The 1,458-nt window shown below is 64.2% G+C and carries 1 protein-coding gene; it reads right to left on the bottom strand.

What is annotated here, in order from left to right; genetic code table 11:
• Positions 1-1,313, bottom strand: a 1,313-nt coding sequence (locus A9Q02_RS01600; protein WP_141508656.1) for a formylglycine-generating enzyme family protein, incomplete at its 3' end; no start/stop codon positions are given.
• Between the last annotated feature and the right edge of the window lie 145 nt (positions 1,314-1,458).

The raw sequence follows: 1,458 nt of genomic DNA, 5'->3' as shown, positions 1-1,458 counted from the left end.
AGATACGCTGCCTGCCATTCATCTTCCATTTGATACGAGTAGCTTTTGTCGTACCGGGTCGCGCACCATTCCCAGACGTTGCCAGCCATGTCCAGCACGCCGTATGAACTGGCACCGGTCGGATATTGGCCGACTGAGGTCGTGCGTTTGTGTCCAGCTTCGTTACTGTTGCACCGCCCGGTCTCCCAGGCATTGCCCCACGGCCAGATCCGCCCGTCAAGGCCACGGGCGGCTTTCTCCCATTCAGCCTCGGTCGGCAGGCGAAACGCGTGCCCGGTCTGCGCACTGAGCCAGCGGCAATAGGCCACCGCCTCGAACCAACTCACACCCACGACGGGATGCTGCGCTCCGTTCCAGGTCGAGTCGTTCCACCATCGAGGAGTGACAATCTTTTCCTGCTCACGCCATGCCCAGCCTACCCTCGTCCAGTAGACGGGATTCGTATAGCCATCGCCCGTGACGAAAGGCCGGAACTGTGCGTTGGTCACGGGCGTTGTGCCAATCCAGTAGTCAGGCAGCGTCAGGGTGTGCTGCGGTTTTTCGTCATCATGTGCCATCCGATCCTTCTCGCTGCTCCCCATCAGGAAGGGGCCAGCGGGCACGTGGCGCAGCGCGGGTACCCAGGGGGGCACGGCAGGGGCTTTGGCAACTGATGCCGTCGTCGGTACCAGCACGGGTTGGGTGCTCCGGGCAGCAGGTGTCTCCTGCCATTGCGCGATCACCGGCACTTCCAAGCTTGCCCCCGCTGCCACGAGCTTGAGCGTCGTCCAGAGCAGGCCGCTCGCCAATGGGCGCACCTCAACGCGCAGACGGGTGACGCCAGCCCCAAACTGCGCTGGTGTCACCCGCACCTGGTCACTCTCGACAACGACATGGCCGGGGCCACCTTGGACTTCCAGATCGCGCACGGCCCCCTGGCCGGAGCGGAGCATCCCAAAGTCCAGGGTCGCCACGCTGGTCTGCACGTGGCCAGAGGCGATGGTGGGGGGGGCAGCCTGAGGCGCATCTGCCCCACTGCCCGCCACCGCGGCAACCGCCAACATGACGGCAGCCTCGGGGAGACCGCGCATGAGCAGTGCCTCAACGGTGGCTTGCCGCTGCGCTTCAGTCGAATGCTGTTGTACCATCGTGAGGAGGCGGCTCCAGCGGCGGAGTTCCTCTAGGGCGTGCGGGTTCTCCTCCAGGCCTGCACCCAGCAACAGCGTGGACAGGCTACTGTCGTTGAGCGGCAAGCTGCGGGCAAGCATACGGGCCAGGCTCCCCAGCAGCGGGACGAGTTGGGTGAGTTGGTCGGGCGCAAGCGAAGCGGTCATGGGCGTGCTCCGTAGGATGGTTATGACAGGGCAACAAGGTGCGCAGCGGATCTGCCGATATGGGTAAAGTCTCAAAACGCAAAAGGGTGGCTTCGCTTGCTGCGCTCGCTTGGACACAGCACCCAGCCATCAGGATGCAGAACCG

The organism is Candidatus Chloroploca asiatica (genome assembly GCF_002532075.1).
Taxonomy (GTDB): domain Bacteria; phylum Chloroflexota; class Chloroflexia; order Chloroflexales; family Chloroflexaceae; genus Chloroploca; species Chloroploca asiatica.
This window is presented reverse-complemented; position numbering and strand designations above follow the sequence as displayed.